Source organism: uncultured Xanthomonas sp., from assembly GCF_964278005.1.
Classification (GTDB): domain Bacteria; phylum Pseudomonadota; class Gammaproteobacteria; order Xanthomonadales; family Xanthomonadaceae; genus Xanthomonas_A; species Xanthomonas_A sontii.
On the sequence record NZ_CAXYKF010000001.1, the window covers coordinates 142018 to 158992 of the forward strand.

15 protein-coding genes are annotated in these 16975 nt (G+C 70.9%); 9 read left to right on the forward strand and 6 right to left on the reverse strand.

The features are described 5' to 3' along the window. Positions 1–98 precede the first annotated feature (98 nt). From ACHWVH_RS00605 to ACHWVH_RS00625, 5 genes are all read left to right on the forward strand, one after another. Entirely contained in the window at positions 99–440 is a 342-nt protein-coding gene (locus ACHWVH_RS00605) for a hypothetical protein (RefSeq protein ID WP_048490955.1), read from the forward strand. 580 nt (positions 441–1020) lie between these two features. Continuing rightward, complete coding sequence (locus ACHWVH_RS00610) at positions 1021–1374, forward strand: hypothetical protein (protein ID WP_267085124.1); 354 nt, start codon at positions 1021–1023, stop codon at positions 1372–1374. Between the two features lie 127 nt (positions 1375–1501). After that, entirely contained in the window at positions 1502–3211 is a 1710-nt protein-coding gene (locus ACHWVH_RS00615; protein WP_394686461.1) for a diguanylate cyclase, read from the forward strand. 104 nt (positions 3212–3315) lie between these two features. Then, positions 3316–3861, forward strand: coding sequence for a polymer-forming cytoskeletal protein (locus tag ACHWVH_RS00620; RefSeq protein WP_295919171.1), 546 nt, complete (start codon positions 3316–3318; stop codon positions 3859–3861). Next, positions 3858–4220: a hypothetical protein gene (locus ACHWVH_RS00625; protein WP_017916930.1), complete on the forward strand. Its 363-nt coding sequence runs from the start codon at positions 3858–3860 to the stop codon at positions 4218–4220. The genes ACHWVH_RS00620 and ACHWVH_RS00625 overlap by 4 nt, the downstream gene beginning before the upstream one ends. Before the next feature lie 460 nt (positions 4221–4680). Here ACHWVH_RS00625 and ACHWVH_RS00630 read toward each other — a convergent pair whose 3' ends face one another. Beyond that, positions 4681–6336 (reverse strand): acyl-CoA dehydrogenase family protein, encoded by a 1656-nt coding sequence (locus ACHWVH_RS00630; RefSeq protein WP_394686524.1) that lies wholly within the window; start codon positions 6334–6336, stop codon positions 4681–4683. 96 nt (positions 6337–6432) lie between these two features. Between ACHWVH_RS00630 and ACHWVH_RS00635 the strand changes: the two genes are divergently transcribed. From ACHWVH_RS00635 to pdeM, 4 genes are read left to right on the forward strand one after another with little or no spacing between them, the layout of a single operon-like run. Continuing rightward, a complete protein-coding gene (locus ACHWVH_RS00635; RefSeq protein ID WP_295926981.1) occupies positions 6433–7437 on the forward strand; it encodes a ligase-associated DNA damage response exonuclease in 1005 nt (334 codons plus the stop codon). Continuing rightward, positions 7434–9026: an ATP-dependent DNA ligase gene (locus tag ACHWVH_RS00640; protein WP_394686462.1), complete on the forward strand. Its 1593-nt coding sequence runs from the start codon at positions 7434–7436 to the stop codon at positions 9024–9026. Before ACHWVH_RS00635 ends, ACHWVH_RS00640 begins: the two co-directional genes overlap by 4 nt. Beyond that, a complete protein-coding gene (locus tag ACHWVH_RS00645; protein ID WP_295926985.1) occupies positions 9023–11569 on the forward strand; it encodes a ligase-associated DNA damage response DEXH box helicase in 2547 nt (848 codons plus the stop codon). Before ACHWVH_RS00640 ends, ACHWVH_RS00645 begins: the two co-directional genes overlap by 4 nt. Next, positions 11559–12209, forward strand: coding sequence for a ligase-associated DNA damage response endonuclease PdeM (gene pdeM, locus ACHWVH_RS00650; protein WP_267123395.1), 651 nt, complete (start codon positions 11559–11561; stop codon positions 12207–12209). The genes ACHWVH_RS00645 and pdeM overlap by 11 nt, the downstream gene beginning before the upstream one ends. Positions 12210–12482: 273 nt before the next feature. On the opposite strand, the gene ACHWVH_RS00655 is transcribed toward pdeM, so the two are convergent. The 5 genes from ACHWVH_RS00655 to nagZ all read right to left on the reverse strand — a co-directional run bounded on the left by ACHWVH_RS00655 (position 12483) and on the right by nagZ (position 16527). Beyond that, positions 12483–13733: an NAD(P)/FAD-dependent oxidoreductase gene (locus ACHWVH_RS00655; RefSeq protein ID WP_295926990.1), complete on the reverse strand. Its 1251-nt coding sequence runs from the start codon at positions 13731–13733 to the stop codon at positions 12483–12485. 95 nt (positions 13734–13828) lie between these two features. Next, positions 13829–14035 (reverse strand): cold-shock protein, encoded by a 207-nt coding sequence (locus ACHWVH_RS00660; protein ID WP_003488188.1) that lies wholly within the window; start codon positions 14033–14035, stop codon positions 13829–13831. Between the two features lie 88 nt (positions 14036–14123). Continuing rightward, the gene (locus ACHWVH_RS00665; protein ID WP_010342285.1) at positions 14124–14870 is read right to left on the reverse strand and encodes an S-methyl-5'-thioinosine phosphorylase; all 747 of its coding nucleotides are present in this window, start codon (positions 14868–14870) and stop codon (positions 14124–14126) included. Positions 14871–14965: 95 nt separating this feature from the next. Continuing rightward, positions 14966–15520, reverse strand: coding sequence for a hypoxanthine-guanine phosphoribosyltransferase (locus ACHWVH_RS00670; protein ID WP_295921999.1), 555 nt, complete (start codon positions 15518–15520; stop codon positions 14966–14968). Further along, positions 15520–16527, reverse strand: coding sequence for a beta-N-acetylhexosaminidase (gene nagZ, locus ACHWVH_RS00675; protein WP_267099088.1), 1008 nt, complete (start codon positions 16525–16527; stop codon positions 15520–15522). The genes ACHWVH_RS00670 and nagZ overlap by 1 nt, the downstream gene beginning before the upstream one ends. Positions 16528–16975 lie beyond the last annotated feature (448 nt).

Genomic DNA, 16975 nt, shown 5'->3' on the forward strand with positions numbered 1-16975 from the left:
AAATGAATGCGCATGCGCTTGACAGCCGACTTTGGCTTGTCATCATGTTGAGGGCGCGCATTCGCGCGTTGCCTAACTAAACGACGAGGATAGACACAATGAGCATCAACAAGCTGCTGATCGCAATGGCCCTGGGCCTGGCCCTGGCCGCGTGCTCGAAGCAGGAGCAGGCCCAGGACGCCGCCGCTTCGGCTAACGAAGCCGCCACCGACGCGCAGGCTGCTGCCGACCAGTCGGCTGCCGCCGGCGCCCCGACCGCCGACGCCGCTCAGGCCGCTGCCGACACCGCCGCGACCGCCGCCAACACCGCTGCCGACGCTTCGGCCGCTGCCGCCGCTGCCCCGACCGATGCCGCTGCCGACAAGGCTGCCGACACCGCCAAGGCTGCGGAAGACACCGCCGACAAGGCGAAGGACGCTGCTCAGGAAGCCAAGAAGTAATCACTTCTTGCTTTTTGCAGTCCTGAAAGAGCCGCTGGTCCGCCAGCGGCTTTTTCTTTGCCCGGCGTTTGCCGGGCAGCACGGCAACGGCGCCACCAGCGTGCCGGCACAGCGTGTTCCCGGAGGGCGGCTAGGTGACGACGCATGCATGTCGCCTCGCGCGAATGCCGCGCCGTCGTCCGTCGCTGACGTCACTGACGTCGCCTCGCAAGCGTGCGTCCCCGCACACAGGATTTGTCCGCGCCATTGCGTCGTCCACGCGTAGCGCGCATGCAAGCGCGACGCATGACCCGCACGACGCGCCGCACCGCCGCCCGCGGCGGGCGATGCGCACCGCTGCCACGCGCCATGCACGTGCGGCGCGTACGCGCCGACGCCGCACATCCGCATGGCCCGCATCGCCGGCATGCGACGGCAGCCGCGCGCATCGCACTGCCTGACTCCCACCCCACGGCGCCTCCCCCACCAGCGACAGCGCCTTCCTGAACACTGCCCCGCGCCACCGCCTCGCCTTGACGCAGGCTGCATGCGCGTCCGCCTAGGCTGCGCCGCGTCACCCACCCGTGGACGGAGAAGCCGCATGAACAAGACCCCGATCGTGGCCCTGCTGGGCGCCCTCGCACTGGCCGGCTGCCAGGGTCCCGAATCGCAGCAGGCACAACGCGACGCCAAGGTCGCTGCCGAACAGACCGGCGAAGCGGCCAAGGAAGCCGCCGGCCAGGTCGCGCAGGCCGGGCGCGAGGTCGCCGCCGACGCGCGCGATGCCGCGCACCGTGCGGCCAACTCCGATGCCGTCCAGGATGCCTCGGCCGCAGCCAAGGAGATGGCGGCCGATGCCAGCGAGGCCACGGCGAATGCGGCGCAGAAAGTCGCCGACAAGGCGCGCGAGAACGCCAACGAAGATCCGCACAACGGCGACCGCGAGCAGCATTGAGTCATTGGCCGTCCCCGCGCACGCGGGGACGGCCGCTGCCGCGCAGCGCGTGCCGCGCGCTGTGCCGGCAAGTCGTCTTTTGTGACGCCGGTCCAAGGCGTTTGCGGCGTCACAGTAGACTTTTGCGATGCCGATTCTCCAACGTGTGCGGGCCAGGACCCGTCTAGCCCTGTTGTTCTCCGCCGCGGTCTTCGTGCTGATCGGCGCCGGCGTGTTCTACGGCGCGCAACGCGCGATCTCCGACGCCGCACGCGTCGCCCATACCCACGAAGTGCTGCGCAACATCGACGAGGTGCAATCCACCTTGCTGATGACCGAATCCTCCTTGCGCGGCTACGAGCTGACCGACAACCAGGCGTATCTGAGCCTCTACTACGACAGCGCCGAACGCGTGCCGCGGCAGTTGGCGCAACTGCGCAAGCTGGTCGCCGACAATCCCGTGCAGATCGCCAATGTGCAGATGCTGGAGCAACTGGCGAACACGCGGCTGGTGCAGATGCGGCAGATGCTGGCGGTGTACCAGCGCGACGGCCTGGAAGCGCTGCAGCGGGCGATGGCGCCCAGCGTGTACCAGAGCTCCAGCGCGGTCCGCGATCAGGTGCAGCAGATGACCGACGTGGAACTGCAACTGCTGCAGAGCCGCGACACGTCCAACCAGCGCAGCGCCGACATGTTGCTTGCCCTGGCCCTGGCCGGCATTCCGTTCGGCCTGGGCAGCGTCGGCGTCGTCTATGCGCTGCTGTTCCGCGAGTTGCGTAACCGCAGCAACGCCGAACAGGCCGCCTCGATCGCCAATGAGAGAATGGAAGCCAGCATCAACGAGCTGGAGCGCACCAGTGCCGACCTCAACGCGCTCAGCCGCTATACCGGCCTGTTGCAGAGCTGTGCCGAACCGGCCGAGGCGCTGACGGTGACCGCGCGCCTGCTCGCCGCGCTGATGCCCGACGCCGGCGGCAGCGTCTATCTGCTGCGCGCCTCGCGCGACCGTGCCGAGGAAATCGTCAGCTGGGGCCAGCCGCCGGTCGGCAGCGAGCCGGCGGTGGCGCCGCAGGACTGCTGGGCCTTGCGCCGCGACAAGAGCCATTTCGTGCACGCGCAGGGCCACGACTCGGTCTGCGCGCATCTGCGCGAGGATCCCTACGCGGCCGGCGCCAGCACCGCCTGCATTCCGTTGTCGGCACAGGGCACCCAACTGGGCTTCGTGTTCCTGGCCGGGCGCGGCCCCGGCGCGCTGCCGCGCATCGCCATCGCCGAGGCCGCCGCCGAGCAGCTGTCGCTGGCGCTGAGCAACCTGCGCCTGCGCGAGTCGCTGCGCCTGCAGTCGATCCGCGACCCGCTCACCGGCCTGTTCAACCGGCGCTACCTGGAAGAATCGCTCAACCACGAACTGGCGCGCTGCGGGCGCCGGCAGATGCCGCTGTCGCTGCTGATGCTGGACGTGGACCACTTCAAGCAGTTCAACGACCTGCACGGCCACGGCGGCGGCGACGCCCTGCTGGCCGCGGTCGGGCAGATGCTGTCGACGCGGCTGCGCGGCGAGGACATCGCCTGCCGCTACGGCGGCGAGGAGTTCACGGTGATCCTGCCGGAGACCGGGCCGGAACAGGCGCAGGCCATCGCCGAGCAGATCCGCAGCGCTGCCCAGCAATTGAGCGCGACCGTGGACGGCAAGGCGCTGCCGGCGGTGACCATGTCGATCGGCGTGGCCAGCTATGCGCGCGACGGCGTGGTCGCCACCACCCTGCTGCGCAAGGCCGATGCGGCGCTGTACCGGGCCAAGCGCTGCGGCCGCAACCAGGTGCAGGCCTACGACCCGACGCTGGACGGCATGGGCTGAACCGGCGGCGGTCGCAGTCGGGCCGCTGTTTTGAAGAAAGCGTCACAAAACCGACGCGATAGAGCGGCGATAGTCGCGCTTCCCCCGACTGGAGACGACAGCCCATGTCCATCTGGAAAGACCAGGGTCCTGCGCGCAAGGATGGCCTGCCGCCCGTTCCCGGCAACGGCGCGTTACCGCCGGAGCCGCGCCCGGCGGGCGATGCCGCCCCAGGCGAACCGCTCGCCGCGGTCGCCGCCGCCGCCCCTGCCGCCCGCGCCGCTGCGCCGGCACCCGCCGCGAAGGAATCGCTGATCGCCGCCGACATCAGTATCGAGGGCAAGATCGAGGGCACCGGCCACATCCGCATCGCCGGCAAGTTCAAGGGCGACGTCAATGTGCAGGGCGACCTCACCATCGAGACCGGCGCCAAGCTCAGCGGCGGCGTGCGCGCCGACAAGGTGGTGATCGCCGGCGAGCTGGAAGGCAACATCGAATCGGCCTCGCGGGTGGAGCTGCTTGCGTCCGGCGCGCTGATCGGCGACGTCAAGGCCGGCTCGCTGACCGTGGCCGCCGGCTCGCGCATGCGCGGCCAAGCCGACTTCGGCTGGGACGACGACAAACATGCCCGCAAGGGCGGCAAGCCCGCGGAGTCCGACGCCGGCGCATGAGCAGCCCGCGTCCCGGCAGTCCGGGGGCGACCCGGACCTGCCCGCACTGCAAGGCCACCATTCTCGAAAGCGCCAGCGTCTGCCCGGCGTGCAAGCACCACCTGCGCTTCGATTCGGCGGTGCTGCAGCAGTCGGCGCCATCGGCGCTGGTGCCACTGCGGGTGGAAGGGAGCATCCGCCACCCGGCCGACGGCAGCGCCTGGGAGTACACCGTGTTGGTGAGCATCCGCAACGGCCGCGGCGAGGAAATCAAGCGCCAACTGGTCGGCGTCGGCGCCATGCTCGACGGCGAGGAGCGCAGTTTCACGCTCTCGGTCGAGGCGACGCCGGTGCGGGGTGGGAAGCGCGGAAAACATTAGCGCCTTGCGGCGCCGGGATTGGGGATTGGGGATTCGTAAAAGCCTGGCCCCTCTCCCATCGGGAGAGGGTTTGGGGTGAGGGTACGGCTGCGCGTCGCCTCTGATCACCGCACTTGCTGCGTGGCTACGTTGGCCGCCGTACCCTCATCCGCCCCTTCGGGGCACCTTCTCCCGGAGGGAGAAGGAAGTGCTGGCCCACTTTTCTACATGTCGAGGGCGCGCTGGCCTTCATACCGCAGCTCATGGCATTGCAGAAGCTGAGCCCCTCTCCCGTCGGGAGAGGGGTTGGGGTGAGGGTACGGTCGCGCGACGCCGGTGATCACTGCACTTGCTGCCTGACTAGGCTGGCAGCCGTACCCTCATCCGCCCCTGCGGGGCACCTTCTCCTGGAGGGAGAAGGAAGTGCCGGCCCACTCATTTCCCACTTGGCGACGGCGCGGTGCGTCGCCATGCCACACGCCTACGGCAACGCACGCATCAGCAGTTCCTCGACCGGCACACCCGGCTCCAGCGTGCCGAACGCCAGGCCATGCGCGCCGGCCAGGCGACTGCGTACGAACGTCGAGGCGGCCGGACTGCCGCTGCGCAGCAGGAGCGCGGCCTGCAAGGCCAGCGCGATGCGTTCGGCCAGGCGCCGTGCGCTGTACTCGTCCACTTCGGCGTTGCCGGACAGCGACGCGCGCAGTGCGTCCAGCGCCGCGTCGTACGCCGGGTCGGTGCCGCCCGCCGTCTGCAGTTCCGCCAGCACTGCGGCCGCGCTGGCCGGTTCGCGCGCCAGCGCGCGCAGCACGTCCAGGCACTGGATGTTGCCGCTCCCCTCCCAGATCGAATTCAGCGGCGCCTGCCGGTACAGCCGCGGCAGGATCGACTCCTCGACGTAGCCGGCACCGCCCAGGCATTCCTGCGCCTCGTTGACGAAGGCCGGCGCGCGCTTGCACAGCCAGTACTTGCCCAGCGCGGTGGCAATGCGCGCGAACGCCGCTTCCGACGCATCGACGTCGGCCGCATCCACCGCGCGCGCCACCCGCAGCGCGAACGCGGTGGCGGCTTCCGATTCCAGGGCCAGATCGGCCAGCACGTTGCGCATCAGCGGCTGCTCGACCAGGCGCTTGCCGAACGCGATGCGATGCCGCGCGTGGTGCAGCGCCTGGGCGAACGCCATGCGCATCTGCGCGGCGGCGGCGAGCATGCAGTCCAGCCGGGTCAGCATCACCATGCCGATGATCCGCGCCACGCCACGCCCTTCCTCGCCGACCCGCTGCGCCCAGGCCCCGGCGAACTCGACTTCGCTGGACGCGTTGGACCAGTCGCCCAGCTTGTCCTTCAGCCGCATCAGCCGCAGCGCGTTGAGCTGCCCATCGGGCAGGCGCCGTGGCAGCAGGAAGCAGGTCAGGCCGCCCGGCGCCTGCGCCAGCACCAGGAAGCCGTCGGACATCGGTGCGGAGAAGAACCACTTGTGCCCGACCAGGCTGTACGCGCCGGCACCGTGCAGCGGCGTGGCGACGGTGGCGTTGCGGCGCACGTCCGAGCCGCCCTGCTTCTCGGTCATGCCCATGCCCAGGGTGATGCCGGCCTTGTCGGCGATCGGCACATCGCGCGGGTCGTAGTGCGGCGCGGCGGCCTTGTCGGCCCACTCACGCAAGGCCGGGTCCTGGCGCAACACCGCGACAGCGGCATGGGTCATGGTCAGCGGGCAACTGGTGCCGGCTTCGGCCTGGTGGTGCAGGTAGCTCAGCGCCGCGCGCGCCACATGCGCGCCCGGCTCCGGGCTCTGCCAGGACAGCCCGGCCACGCCATGGCGCTTGGCCGCGTCCAGCAACTGGTGATAGGCCGGGTGAAACTCGACCGTGTCGATGCGGTGGCCGTAGCGGTCGTGCGTGCGCAGCCGCGGACGGTCGCGGTTGGCGTCGAAGCCGAGCCGATATAGCGCATCGCCGGCCAGCACGCCGTACTGCGCCAGCGTCGCCGCGAAGCCGTCCGCGCCCTCGCGTGCGCAGGCCTCACGCAGCGCCGCGTCGTCGGCCCACAGATCGCGCGGTTCGAACGGCGGCGGCTGATTGTCGACCATATGCGTGGCGAACGCCGGCAGGTCCGTGTGCATGCATCTCCCTCCCAGAAGCGCTGCACGCATTGTGGCCGATCCGTCGCGTCGCCGCGAACGCGCGGGGCGGATTCTCATCTCCTGCACACCGGCTTGGACACAGTGGCGCCCATGCCGAATGCCGCTTCCCAGGACCTGGTGGTGCTGCGCCCGGAAGGGCTGTACTGCCCCGCCGGCGACTTCCATATCGATCCCTGGCGGCCGGTGCCGCGCGCGGTCATCACCCACGGCCACGGCGACCACGCGCGCTCGGGCATGGGCGAATACCACTGCGCCGCCGCCGGCCTGCCGATCCTGCGCTGGCGGCTGGGCGAGCAGGTCTATCGCGCCTACGACTACGGCACCCGCTTCACGCTCGGCCGCGCGCAGGTGTCGCTGCATCCGGCCGGGCACGTGCTCGGCTCGGCGCAGGTACGCATCGAAGTGGATGGCGAGGTCTGGGTCGCCTCGGGCGACTACAAGCGCCAGCCCGATCCGACCTGCGCGCCGTTCGAGGTGATGCGCTGCGACACCTTCATCACCGAGGCCACCTTCGCCCTGCCGGTGTACCGCTGGCCGGACACCAGCGCGGTGGCGCGCGAGATCGTCGCCTGGCGCCGCGAGTGCGGCGCGCGCGGCGAGGCCGCGGTGCTGTTCTGCTACGCATTGGGCAAAGCGCAGCGCGTGCTCGCCGAGCTGCAGCCGTGGGACGACCAGCCGGCGCTGCTGCACGGCGCGGTGGCGGCCGGCGTGGCGGTGTACCGCGAGGCCGGCGTGGCGATGCTGGACACGCGCACCGTGTCCGAACTGGACAAGCGCGCCGACTACGCCGGGCAGTTGGTGCTGGCGCCGCCGTCGGCCGCCGGCAGTCCGTGGCTGCGCCGCTTCCGCCATGCGCAACTCGGCTTCGCCTCGGGCTGGATGCGGCTGCGCGGCAACCGCCGCCGGCGCAACTACGACCGCGGCTTCGTGGTCTCCGACCATGCCGACTGGCCCGACCTGCTGCGCACCATCGACGAGACCGGAGCGCGGCGCGTGATTGCGACCCACGGCAACACCGACGCGATCATCCGCGCACTCAATGAACGCGGTGTGGCCGCCGAGGCGTTCCGTACCGACTACGGTGGCGAGGAATGAAGCGCTTCGCCGCGCTGTACCGGCAACTGGACCAGAGCACCGCGACGCTGGACAAGCGCGCCGCGCTGGTGGCGTACTTCGAGCAGGCGCCGCCGGCCGACGCGGCCTGGGCGATCTGGTTGCTCAGCGGCGGCAAGCTGCGGCGCATCGCCAACACCCGCGAACTGCGCGAGTGGATCGCGGGGGAAAGCGGCCTGCCCGGCTGGCTGGTGGACGACAGCTACGACCACGTCGGCGATCTGGCCGAAACCCTGACCCTGCTGCTCGACGATCCGGCGGAAACCCCCGACCCCGCACCCCTGCGCGACTGGATCGAGGAACGCCTGCTGCCGGTGGCCGCACAGGACGAGGCCGCGCGCCGCGCCGCGGTGGTGGCGGGCTGGCGCAGCCTGGCCTTCGACGAACGCCTGCTGTTCAACAAGCTGCTGACCGGAGCGCTGCGCGTGGGCGTCTCGCAGCGGCTGGTGCAGCAGGCGCTGGCGGCGATGTCGGGGATCGACATCGCACGCATCGCCCAGCGCATGCTCGGCGCCTGGTCGCCGACGCCGCAGGCGCTGGAGCAGTTGCTGTCCGACGAGGTGCTGCCCAGCGACCGCCAGCAGCCCTACCCGTTCTTCCTGGCCTCGCCGCTGGAAGCCGAGGCCGCCACGCTCGGTGCCCTCGACGATTGGCTGCTGGAATGGAAATGGGACGGCATCCGCCTGCAACTGATCCGCCGCGACGGCGAGGTGGCGTTGTGGTCGCGTGGCGAGGAACGCCTGGACGGGCGCTTCCCGGAGATCGAGGCGGCGGCGGCGACGTTACCGCGCGATGCGGTGATCGATGGCGAACTGCTGGTCTGGCGCGAAGGCGAGCCCGCGCCGCTGCCGTTCACCGCGCTGCAGACCCGCATCCAGCGGCGCAAGCCCGGTGCAAAGACCCTGGCCGACACGCCGGCGCGGGTGCTCGCCTACGACCTGCTGGAACTGGACGGCCAGGACCTGCGCGAGCAGCCGCTGCAGCAGCGCCGCGCGCAACTGCAGGCCTTGCTGGAGGCGCACGCCGATCCGCGCCTCACGCTGTCGCCGCAGGTGCACGCCACGACGTGGGAGCAGGCGGCGACGCTGCGCGAGGATGCGCGCACGCGCGGCGTGGAAGGGCTGATGCTCAAGCGCGCGACGTCGCCCTACCAGTCCGGCCGGCGCCGTGGCGACTGGTGGAAATGGAAGGTGGCGCCGCTGACCATCGATGCGGTGCTGCTGTACGCGCAAGCGGGCCACGGCCGGCGCAGCACGCTGTACACCGACTACACCTTCGGCCTGTGGGACGGCGAGCAACTGGTGCCGGTGGCCAAGGCCTACTCGGGCCTGGACGACAGCGAGATCCTGGCGCTGGACCGCTGGATCCGCGCGCACACCACCGAGCGCTTCGGCCCGGTGCGCGCGGTGACGCCGTATCACGTGTTCGAGCTCGGTTTCGAGGCGGTGAATCGCAGCAGCCGGCACAAGTCCGGCATCGCCGTGCGCTTCCCGCGCATCCTGCGCTGGCGCCACGACAAGCCGTTCGCCGAGGCCGACCGCTTGACCACGCTGCAGGCGCTGGCGCGATGAGCGGATCGGCGGCGCGGCGGCGCCCGGCCGATGCGCCGCTGTACGCCTGGTTCGCGCAGCAGGGCTGGCAACCGCTGCCGTTCCAGCGCGCGCTGTGGCGGCAGTACCTGGACGGCGGCTCCGGGCTGCTGCACACGCCCACCGGCAGCGGCAAGACCCTGGCTGCGTTCGGCGGCCCGTTGTTGGAGGGTCTGCGTGCGCAGGCCGCGGCGCAGGCGGCCGCCGCCAAACAGAAGCCCGCCCGTGGCAACGGCGCCAGCGCGACTGCCAAGACCGTCGCGCCGCCGCGCACGCGCCGGCAGGCGCAGCGCGACCTCAAGGTGCTGTGGATCACCCCGTTGCGCGCGCTCGCCGCCGACACGGTACGCGCGCTGCGCGAACCGGCGCAGGCGCTGGGCCTGGACTGGCAGATCGGCCTGCGCACCGGCGATGCCAGCGCCCGCGACAAGCGCCTGGCGCGCAGCGGCAAGCTCGACGTGCTGGTGACCACGCCCGAATCGCTGGCACTGCTGCTGTCCTATCCCGACACCGCGCCGCAACTGGCGACGCTGCGCTGCGTGATCGTCGACGAGTGGCACGAACTGCTCGGCAACAAGCGCGGCGTGCTGCTGCAGCTGTGCCTGGCGCGGCTGCGCGGCTGGGCGCCGACGCTGCGCACCTGGGGCCTATCGGCCACGCTCGGCAACCTGGACGAGGCGCGCGACGTGCTGCTGCCGCACCTGCCGCAGGCGCCGATCGTGGCCGGGGTCAAGCCGCGCACGCTGACCCTGGAGACGCTGGCACCCGCGGTGGGCGAGCGCTTCCCCTGGGCCGGGCACCTGGGCCTGGCGCAATTGCCGCGGGTGCTGGAAAAACTCTTCGCGGTGCGCACCAGCCTGCTGTTCACCAACACCCGCGCGCAGGCCGAGCTGTGGCATCAGGCGCTGACCTCGGTGTGGCCGGAAGAAGCGCACACCCTGGCCCTGCACCACGGCTCGCTGGATCCCGCACTGCGCAGCGCTGCCGAGCAAGGCCTGCGCGACGGCAGCCTGCGCTGCGTGGTGGCGACCTCGAGTCTGGACCTGGGCGTAGATTTTCCGGCCGTCGACCAGGTGCTGCAGATCGGCAGCCCCAAGGGCGTGGCGCGGCTGCTGCAGCGTGCCGGCCGCGCCAAGCACCGCCCCGGCGAGGCCGGCCACATGTTGTGCGTGCCCTCGCACGCGCTGGAACTGGTCGAATACGCCGCGGCGCGCCGCGCCATCGCCCATGGCCGCATCGAATCGCGGCCCTCGCCGCGGCTGTCGCTGGACGTGCTGGCGCAGCACTGCATCACCTGCGCACTGGGCGGCGGCTTCGCTGCCGACGCGCTGTACGCCGAAGTGCGCGGCACCGCCGCCTTCGCCATGCTGGATGCGCCGACCTGGCAGGCGGTGCTGGAGTTCGTCGTGCAGGGCGGACGCGCGCTGGCGCAGTATCCGGACTACCGCAAGGTGGTGCTGGACGCGGACGGCCTGTACCGCGTGCACGACCGCCGCATCGCCCTGCGTCATCGCCTGTCGATCGGCACCATCACCAGCGACGGCAGCGTCGCGGTGCGCTTCCTGCGCGGCGGCCGGCTCGGCGCGGTGGAGGAGCAGTTCGTCGGCCGTCTGCGCCGCGGCGATCGCTTCCAGTTCGCCGGGCGCCTGCTGGAACTGGTGCGACTGGAGGACATGACCGCGTATGTGCGCCTGGCCAAGGGCGGCGACGGCAGCGTGCCGAAGTGGATGGGCGGGCGCATGCCGCTGTCTTCGGAACTGGGCCGCGAGGTGGAAGCGGTGTTCGCCGATCCGCGCGGCGAGGCCGAACTGCGCGCGCTGGCGCCACTGCTCGGACTGCAGCGCGCGCTGTCGGATCTGCCGGCGCCGCAGCGGCTGCTGGCCGAGCGCGTGCGCGCCCGCGACGGCCAGCACCTGTTCGTGTATCCGTTCGCCGGCCGCCAGGTGCACGAAGGCCTGGCCGCGCTGCTGGCGCTGCGCTGGGGCCGGCGGCAGCGCAATACCTTCAGCTTCGCCGCCAACGACTATGGCTTCGTGCTGTCGCCGGCGGAGGACGCGCCGATCGATGCGGCACTGCTGCGCGAACTGCTGAGTCCTGCGCAGTTGTTCGAGGATCTGCGCGAGAGCCTCAACCTCGGCGAACTGGCGCGCCGCCAGTTCCGCGAGATCGCCCGCGTCGCCGGCCTGTTGCCGCCCAGCCTGCCCGGCCGCCTGCCGCGCAGCCTGCGCCAGCTGCAGGCCTCCAGCGGCCTGCTGTACGACGTGCTGAGCCGCTTCGATCCCGAGCACCTGCTGCTGGCGCAGGCCGAGCGCGAGGTGTTGCAGGGCGAGATGGAACTGACCCGGCTCGCCGCCACCCTGGACGATTGCGCCGCGCGCGAGCTGGCACTGCACAGCCCGCGCAGCCTCACGCCACTGGCGTTCCCGCTGTGGGCCGAGAGCATCCGCGGTCAGCTCAGCACCGAGGACTGGAAAGCGCGGGTGATGCGCGCGGCGGCGCAACTGGAGCAGCGCCATGCGCGCTGAACTGGACTGGCGGCTGGCCGGCGAACCGATGCGCCTGCTCGGCGACCGCGCACTGTACTGGCCGGCGCGGCGACGGCTGCTGATCGCCGACCTGCACCTGGGCAAGGCCGACGTCTTCCGCCGCGCCGGCATCGGCCTGCCGCGCGGCGGCACCGCGCTCGACCTGGCGCGGCTGTCGGCGCTGCTGGAGGCGCAGGACGCGGCGGAACTGTGGATCCTCGGCGACGTGCTGCATGGCGCCGCACCCGATGCCGACTGGCAACGCCAGTGGCATGCCTGGCGCACGCAGCATCCGCAGCTGCGCGTGGCGGCGATCGCCGGCAACCACGACCGCGCCCTCGCCGGCGCCGGGCTGGATATCGCGCCGCTTGGCACGCAGGTGGAGGACGGCCCGTTCGTGTTGCGCCACGATCCGGTGACGGATGCGCAGCGCCACGTGCTGTGCGGGCACCTGCACCCGCTGGCCAAACTGCCTGGCTTGCGCCCGCGCTGGCCGGCGTTCTGGCTGCGCGACGGCATGACCGTGCTGCCGGCGTTCTCGCACTTCACCGCCGGCGTCGCCCCGGTGCTGGCGCCGGGCGAGCGCTTGGTCGCCTGCGTCGAAGGCGCGGCCTTCGCCCTTCCAGTGGCGACGGCGTAGATCGGGCGGGGTGGCGACTGGTCGTGACTGCAACCGAAGTGGCCAGTGCGATGCCGTGCTGTGGGAGGGACTTCAGTCCCGACGCGACCAACTGAAGGGTGCCGGGGCTGAAGCCCATCCCGCACAAGATTGGCGAATCGCGGCACGACAATGTTGCAACTGCAAACACAGAACATCGCCGTCGGGCCGCGCTCGCCGCGTTGCGCTCTGCACGCGCCGTCGCCGCGACGAATCACCCAGGCGCGCGTTCACCTGCGTCCGCGATCTCGCCGCCTACGGCAGCGCCACGCGCCGCGCCACCGCGTCCTGCAACGCTTCGAGAAACTCTGGCGCCAGCGGCAGCTTGCCGAACCAGCCTTGCTGGGTGCCGCTGAGCACGCGCAGCATGTGTCCGCGGCCCCCCGGCATGCGCCCGGCCGGCAGCATGCCCACATCGCGCAGCCGCGCCACCACGTCGCGCTCGGACTGGAACAGCGGGGTCAGCCAGCGGCTCCAGAACTGGTACACCGCCACGTGCGCCTGGCGCTGCGCCTGGTAGCGCGCCAGCGCCGCCTCGATGTCCGGCGCGGTACGCAGGCTCTCGCTCAATGCCCAGGCATCCATCAGCGCCATGTTGACGCCCTGCCCCAGTTGCGGGCTCATCGCATGCGCCGCGTCGCCTGCCAGCACCAGGCGGCCGCGGTACCAGTGCCGCTGCACCGCATCGCGGTAGCTGGCCCGCGCCAGTTGCGCCGGTGCGTCGATCTGCGCCAGGCGTTCGCGCGCCTGCGGCCACAGCTGCGCGATCTCCTCCAGCCACGGCTGCACACCGCGCGCCTGCCAGGCATCGAACTCGGCGGTCGGCAGGCTCCAGAAGAAACTCACCCGGGGCTCGGCATCGCCTGGGCGGGTGCCCACCGGCAGCAGGCCGATCATCTTGCGCGCGGCCACGTAGCGCTGGCGCAGTTCGTCGGCGAAGGCCCAGTCGCCGCGCGGCAGCAGGCACCACAGCGCGCCCCACGGATACATCCGGTCCAGCCGCGTCGCCTGCACCTGCGCGCGCAGCGCCGAGGCCGAGCCGTCGCAGGCGATCACCAGGTCGAATGGCCCATGCCAGCGGCCGTGCTGGTCCTGCACCCGGCGCAGCGTGTCGTCGATGGCGACGATGCGCGTATCGCGCTGCAGCGTGGCGTAGCCGTCCCAGGCCTGCGCCAGCAGGGCGAACAAGGCGCCGCGCTGCATGCCCAGCCCGAACAGGCGCGCCTCCAGGTCGTGGTAGCGCATGTCCATCACCGCGCGCCCGCACGGGGTCTCGCCGTACAGGCGGTGCACCGGCGCGCCGTAGGCCAGGGCCTGCTCGAGCAGGCCGATCCGCCACAGCACCTGCAGGCCGGTCGGCTGCAGCAGGAAACCGGCGCCGACCGGCCCGGGCTCGGCGGCGCGCTCGAACACCTTCACGCGGTGCCCGTCGCGCGCCAGCAGCAGCGCCAGTGCCTGGCCTGCGGTGCCATACCCCACGATCCCGATCTGCAATCCTTGCGTCATTGCCCGCACCGCCTGCCGACGCCGACACCACGGCGTCTCCCATAAAAAACCCCGCCGAAGCGGGGTTCAAGGCACAACCGAGTCAACGCGCGCGCTTACTCGACCGGCGTGATATTCGAGGCTTGCGCGCCCTTCGGACCCTGGGTCACGTCGTAGCTGACACGCTGTCCTTCCTGCAGGCTGCGGAAGCCCTTGGAGTTGATCGCGGAGAAGTGCGCGAACACATCGGCGCTACCGTCTTCCGGAGAAATAAAACCAAATCCCTTGGCGTCGTTGAACCACTTGACGGTACCGTTCGGCATGGTGATGCGAGACCTTTTGCAGTGAATGGGTGGTGGTTGTGCGGCAGCCGCACCGGCGGAGTATGCAAAGCTTGCGCAACGAAGACAATCACCCGCGCGCCAGTTCCCCCACCAGCTCCGGCAGCCCGACCGAGGCCGCCTCGACATTGGCCAGCACCTCGGCCAGGGTGATTTCCTCGGCGTCGCCGCAGCCGGCCGCCCAGTTCGCCACGATCGCCAGGCAGGCGTAGTCCAGGCCCAGCTCGCGCGCCAACCCGGCTTCGGGCATGCCGGTCATGCCGACCAGGTCGCAACCGTCGCGGCGCAGCCGCGCGATCTCGGCGATGGTTTCCAGGCGCGGCCCCTGCGTGGCGGCGTAGCAGCCACCGTCCACAAGCGCGGTGCCGGTGACGCGCGCGGCGGCGAGGATCTTGCTGCGCAGCAGCGGCGAATACGGATGACCGAAATCCACGTGCAGCACCTCGCTGCCCGGCTCTTCGCACAGGGTGGAGATGCGCCCCCAGGTGTAGTCGATGAGCTGATCCGGGCAGGCCAGCACGCGCGGGCCGAAGCGCTCGGTGATGCCGCCCACCGTGTTCAACGCGAGCACGCGCGTGGCGCCGATCTGCTGCAGTGCAGCAAGGTTGGCGCGGTAGTTGATCTTGTGCGGCGGCAGCGAATGGCCTTCGCCGTGGCGGGCCAGGAAGGCGACGCGGTGGCCGAGCAGCGTGCCGACCCGCACCGGGCCGGAAGGCGCGCCGTAGCGCGTCTCGACCTCGTGGGTCTGCACATCGTCCAGTTGTGCGAGCTTGTAGACGCCGGTGCCGCCGATGACGGCCAGTGCGATGTTGTCCATGCGGAACCTCGAACGAAAGGGAATACCTGCGCCGGCGACGCGCGCCGGCAGCGGGAAACGGCAGCCACGCAGGCGAGGCTGGCTCGCCTGGCCGCTTACTCCTTCATCGCGTAGATCGCCGGCAGGTTGCGCAGGGCCTCGTTGACGTCCATGCCGAAGCCGAACACGTAGCGGTCCGGCACTTCGACGCCGACATAGTCGGCGCTGACCCCGGGCACGCAGCGGTCGTGGCGCTTGACCGTCAGCGCGGCGATGCGCACGTCGGTGGCGCCCTGCTCCAGGCACCACTCGCGCACCGCCTTCAGGGTCAGGCCTTCGTCGAGGATGTCGTCGAGCAACAGCACGCGGCGGCCGTACAGCGCGGTGGCCGGGCGGTGCTTCCACACCAGTTCGCCGCCGACGGTCTCGCCGCGGTAGCGGGTGGCGTGCAGGTAGTCCAGCTGCAGGTCCTGGCCGCGGCTGCCCAGTTCCAGCGCCAGCTGGCCGGCGAACGGCAGCGCGCCGTGCATGATGGTCAGGTAGACCGGGATTTCGCCGCGGTAGTCGGCGGCGATGGCGTCGGCCATCTGGGCGATGGCCTGGTCGATGCGGGTGCGATCGACCAGCAGGTCGGCCTGGGCCAGGGCCTGGGCGATGGTGAGAGTGGACATCAGGCGGTTTTTCCGAAGGTGGAGAGCAGATGGGATTGGGTGTGGCCATAGCGGGCGTCGGCCAGCAGGCCGTCCCAGCCAAGGCCGCCGCGGCCGATCAGGCCGAGCAGCGCGGCGGTGTTGAGCGGGCGATCGCGCACGGCCTGCAGCGAGTCTTCGACCAGTTCCGGGTGGCAGACCAGCACCACGTCGCAGCCGGCGTCCAGGTGCGCAGTGACCCGCGCGGCGACGGCGCCAGCGGCGAACGAGGCGGCCATGCCGATGTCGTCGGAGAACACCACGCCACGGAAGCCCAGCTCCTGGCGCAGGATCTGCCGGATCCAGCGCGGCGAGTAGCCGGCCGGTTCCGGCGCCACCTGCGGGTAGACCACGTGCGCCATCATCACCGCGTCGGCGCCGGCGGCGATGCCGGCGGCGAACGGCACCAGGTCTTCCTGGCGCAGAGTCTCCAGCGGCCGCGGGTCCTCGGCGTTGTCGACGTGGGTGTCCTCGAGCACGGTGCCGTGGCCGGGGAAATGCTTGAGAGTGGCGCCCATGCCCACGCTGTGCATGCCGCGCACGTAGGCCGCGGCGAAGGCCGCGACCACCTGCGGATCGTCGCTGAAGGCGCGGTCGCCGATGGCGCGGTTGCCGCGGGCCAGGTCCAGCACCGGGGCGAAGCTCAGGTCGATGCCGCTGGCGCGGATCTCGCTGGCCATCAGCCAGGCGTGCTGCTCGGCCATCTCCAGCGCCGCGGCCGGATCGCGCGCGTACAGCGCGCCGAAATCCTGCAGCGGCGGCAATGCGCTGTAGCCCTCGCGGAAGCGCTGCACGCGCCCGCCTTCCTGGTCCACGCAGAGCAGCAGCGGCCGCGGCGTGGCGGCGCGGATCGCCGCACTCAACTCGGTCACCTGCGCGCGCGAGGCGAAATTGCGTTTGAACAGGACCACGCCGGCCACCGCATCGTGCTGCAGCCAGTCGCGCTCCTGCGCGGTGAGTTCGGTACCGGCAACGCCGATCGCGAGCATGCGGGGGATTCCTCCTGCCGGCGCGGTTCAGGCGCCTGTGGGTCGGCATTGTCGCAGATGCCGGCGTCGGCGGAAGGTCGGCGCAGCGCTGCGGCTCATGCACAGTGAGCGTATTGGATCTCGACGAGGTTGCCGCTTTGCGGCAGTGCCTATAACGCGCAGTCATCGGGGCCGCAGTCCTGGATCGCTTCCGGCGCCGCCGGCAACAAGCCGCGCAGCGTCGCGTCGCGGCAAACACCTCCAGCGGCTACGCCCCCTGGATCACATGGTGGCCGTCGAGAACTTAGCTCGACACTGCACGGATCCCAGTCGCCTGCGCGAGCTCGTGAAGAAAGTACGGGCTATCACTGCCAGCTCGGAATATGAAAATTTTTTTCCAATAGTGAGCCAACGAACGCTTTCTTAGCGTTACCGAGATTAAAGGAAAGCTATTTTTGACAATCAAGGC

Coding starts and splice junctions, on each gene's coding strand:
- ACHWVH_RS00605 (WP_048490955.1), top strand. CDS start 99: ATGAGCATCAACAAGCTGCTGATCGCAATGGCCCTGGGCCTGGCCCTG.
- ACHWVH_RS00610 (WP_267085124.1), top strand. CDS start 1,021: ATGAACAAGACCCCGATCGTGGCCCTGCTGGGCGCCCTCGCACTGGCC.
- ACHWVH_RS00615 (WP_394686461.1), top strand. CDS start 1,502: ATGCCGATTCTCCAACGTGTGCGGGCCAGGACCCGTCTAGCCCTGTTG.
- ACHWVH_RS00620 (WP_295919171.1), top strand. CDS start 3,316: ATGTCCATCTGGAAAGACCAGGGTCCTGCGCGCAAGGATGGCCTGCCG.
- ACHWVH_RS00625 (WP_017916930.1), top strand. CDS start 3,858: ATGAGCAGCCCGCGTCCCGGCAGTCCGGGGGCGACCCGGACCTGCCCG.
- ACHWVH_RS00635 (WP_295926981.1), top strand. CDS start 6,433: ATGCCGAATGCCGCTTCCCAGGACCTGGTGGTGCTGCGCCCGGAAGGG.
- ACHWVH_RS00640 (WP_394686462.1), top strand. CDS start 7,434: ATGAAGCGCTTCGCCGCGCTGTACCGGCAACTGGACCAGAGCACCGCG.
- ACHWVH_RS00645 (WP_295926985.1), top strand. CDS start 9,023: ATGAGCGGATCGGCGGCGCGGCGGCGCCCGGCCGATGCGCCGCTGTAC.
- pdeM (WP_267123395.1), top strand. CDS start 11,559: ATGCGCGCTGAACTGGACTGGCGGCTGGCCGGCGAACCGATGCGCCTG.
- ACHWVH_RS00655 (WP_295926990.1), bottom strand. CDS start 13,733: ATGACGCAAGGATTGCAGATCGGGATCGTGGGGTATGGCACCGCAGGC.
- ACHWVH_RS00660 (WP_003488188.1), bottom strand. CDS start 14,035: ATGCCGAACGGTACCGTCAAGTGGTTCAACGACGCCAAGGGATTTGGT.
- ACHWVH_RS00665 (WP_010342285.1), bottom strand. CDS start 14,870: ATGGACAACATCGCACTGGCCGTCATCGGCGGCACCGGCGTCTACAAG.
- ACHWVH_RS00670 (WP_295921999.1), bottom strand. CDS start 15,520: ATGTCCACTCTCACCATCGCCCAGGCCCTGGCCCAGGCCGACCTGCTG.
- nagZ (WP_267099088.1), bottom strand. CDS start 16,527: ATGCTCGCGATCGGCGTTGCCGGTACCGAACTCACCGCGCAGGAGCGC.